This window comes from Coprobacter sp., from assembly GCF_982436375.1.
Genome location: NZ_CEWDCG010000295.1, coordinates 1 through 2,583 on the forward strand (window position 1 = coordinate 1; position 2,583 = coordinate 2,583).

The following is a 2,583-nucleotide window of genomic DNA, read 5'->3' on the forward strand; positions in this document are numbered from 1 at the left end:
TTTTTCTCGAAAAGAATATCAAATTTTGTAATCCTGTTTTTGATTTTGATAGAAAAATTTGATTGATAAAAATGAGTTCAAATCATGTCACTTTGTGGAACCGCTGTTTGGACATTATTAAGGACAATCTTTCGGAGAGCGCTTATGTTATGTGGTTTACTCCGGTCAGGGCTTTAAGCTTTGACAATAATGTCTTGACACTTGGTGTTCCTTCTTATTTCTTTTACGAATATCTGGAAGAGCATTATATAGATCTTCTGCAACGAGTGTTGTATCGCGTTTTTGGAAACGGGGTGCAATTGAAGTATCAGGTTGGTGTCGTAGAGAATCCCAAAACGGATGTCGTTGTTGCCGGAGCTAATAAATCTGTTAATGCAGTGCCGCAGGTAAGCGCTCCTGCAACTCATGTTCCTGATCCGTTTAAACAGCAGGTGTATGAAGAATTGGACTCGCAATTGAATCCGGTTTATAATTTTGAAAATTATTATTCGGGAGTAAGTAATAAGCTTGCTCGTACAGCAGGTGAGTCTATTGCTGAAAAACCCGGTAAGACAGCCTTTAACCCTTTGTTTTTGTACGGAGAATCGGGCGTTGGAAAAACACATTTGGTGCAGGCTATCGGTATACGTATAAAGGAAAAAGATCCTTCGGCACGTGTTTTGTATTTGTCTTCTCATCTTTTTCAGGTACAATATACAAATGCTGTCAGAAGCAATACAGTCAATGATTTTATCAATTTCTATCAAAGTATAGATGTCTTGTTGATTGATGATATTCAGGATTTGGCAGGAAAAACCGGAACACAGAATACCTTTTTCCATATTTTCAATCATTTACATCAGAATAATAAGCAACTGGTACTTACTTCAGATCGTCCGCCCGTTTCTTTGGAGGGCATGGTTCCCCGTTTGTTGACTCGTTTTAAGTGGGGGCTTACAGCAGAAGTAGAAAGGCCTGATTATGAGTTGCGTAGAAATATTCTTTTAAATAAGATACATCAAGACGGTTTACCTATTTCGGAAGAAGTAGTTGATTATATTGCTCGTAATGTGGCCGATAATGTTCGCGATCTGGAAGGGATTATTGTTTCGTTGATGGCTCGTTCTACGATATTTAATCGTGAAATAACGATCGATTTGGCAGAACGTGTCCTTTCGACCAGCGTTCATGTCGAGAAGAAACAGGTTACAATAGAACTCATTCAAGAAAAAGTTTGCGGATTTTATGATATGGATCCTAAACTTCTTCAGGCAAAGACTCGTAAAAGAGAAATTGTTCAGGCACGTCAAATATCTATGTATCTGTCAAAAAAATATACCGATTACTCATTGTCCCGTATCGGAGATATATTGGGAAAAAAGGATCATGCCACTGTTTTGCACGCATGTAAAACGATCAGTGAACAATTAGAAATTGATAAAGCTTTAAGAGCTAATGTTCTTGAAATAGAAGAATCTTTAAAAAAATAGACCTCGGTTACTCCTGTCCCGGAACAATGTTAAAACTGTCTGGTTTTAGTTCATGTTGTAATGAAATATACGTTTGATGATATAGATATTTATATAATGACTCATAATAGAGTGGATATTATCTGATGCTCTCTATAGAGAGTCTGTTAAATCAATCGGCAGGAGTTAGCAAAATTACTGTGCTTGATAATGAAAGTACAGATAATACGTTATCGGCAGTAGAACGCTTTTCTTCTCGTGGAGTAAGATACATCAGGACAAAAGGATTTCTTGGAAATTTCAAAAAGGCACAAGAAATTGCATCCGGAAAATATGTGATGTTATTTCATGATGACGATATTTTGCATCCTTTATATTTAGAACTGGCTTTGCAAGTCTTGAATGAAAAAGATGATATATCTCTTATTACAACACGTTATACAGAATTTTTTGATGATGATTTTCCCGGAATGCCGGAATCGATAGTTTCTGATTATTATTATTTTGAAAAACAAAAAGACTTTGCTTCGCATATGTATTTTTTAGAACGTATTGCGTATGCGACAGCATTATATCGGACTGTCGATTTTAAGGAAACTGCTATCGAGTATGAGAAATTCAACAAATTCAATGATTGGCCTTTCTTAGTAAAAATGTCTGGTTACGGGAATACGGTACTTTTTGATGACCCTTCATTATTTTATATTCCAGACATAAGGGACAAGACACTTGGACTTCTACTAACACGCCATCAGTGCAACAGATTATAAATTGGGATAAATTCTTTTATAATAAAGTTGGGGCATGGAATGTATTCTCTAAAGTCCATTATATATTTGTATGTTGGTTCACCCATTTTCTATTTGGAAAGTATGATTCTTTTTTATCTCCTCAAGATCGGGAGCGATACAGTAAAGAAGAGCTTTTGAAATTGGCAAGGAAAAGAGGAATAAATACATGGGGTTCTTATATATATTGCAAAATCGTTGTAAGAATAAGACGCAGTGTAAGCGACAAGATTTTATTCGTCAGTTAATTTTAAAAGGAAAGACGAAATTAGAAGCTTAAAGGTTCTTTATCATCTTTTGATTTGTTTTTATAAAGAAAAAAGTTTAGTTTTTCTTTTAATATGGAG

The 2,583-nt window shown here is 35.3% G+C and carries 2 protein-coding genes; both read left to right on the forward strand.

The window, feature by feature from the left end; genetic code table 11:
• The first annotated feature begins 71 nt into the window (after positions 1–71).
• Positions 72–1,469, forward strand: a complete 1,398-nt coding sequence (dnaA, locus tag AC1WHX_RS11805; protein WP_481229439.1) for a chromosomal replication initiator protein DnaA — start codon at positions 72–74, stop codon at positions 1,467–1,469.
• Between the two features lie 125 nt (positions 1,470–1,594).
• The gene (locus tag AC1WHX_RS11810; RefSeq protein WP_278585858.1) at positions 1,595–2,218 is read left to right on the forward strand and encodes a glycosyltransferase family 2 protein; all 624 of its coding nucleotides are present in this window, start codon (positions 1,595–1,597) and stop codon (positions 2,216–2,218) included.
• Positions 2,219–2,583 lie beyond the last annotated feature (365 nt).

What these genes read in the sequence shown, in the direction of transcription:
- dnaA (WP_481229439.1), top strand. Translation starts at nt 72, where the DNA reads ATGAGTTCAAATCATGTCACTTTGTGGAACCGCTGTTTGGACATTATT.
- AC1WHX_RS11810 (WP_278585858.1), top strand. Translation starts at nt 1,595, where the DNA reads ATGCTCTCTATAGAGAGTCTGTTAAATCAATCGGCAGGAGTTAGCAAA.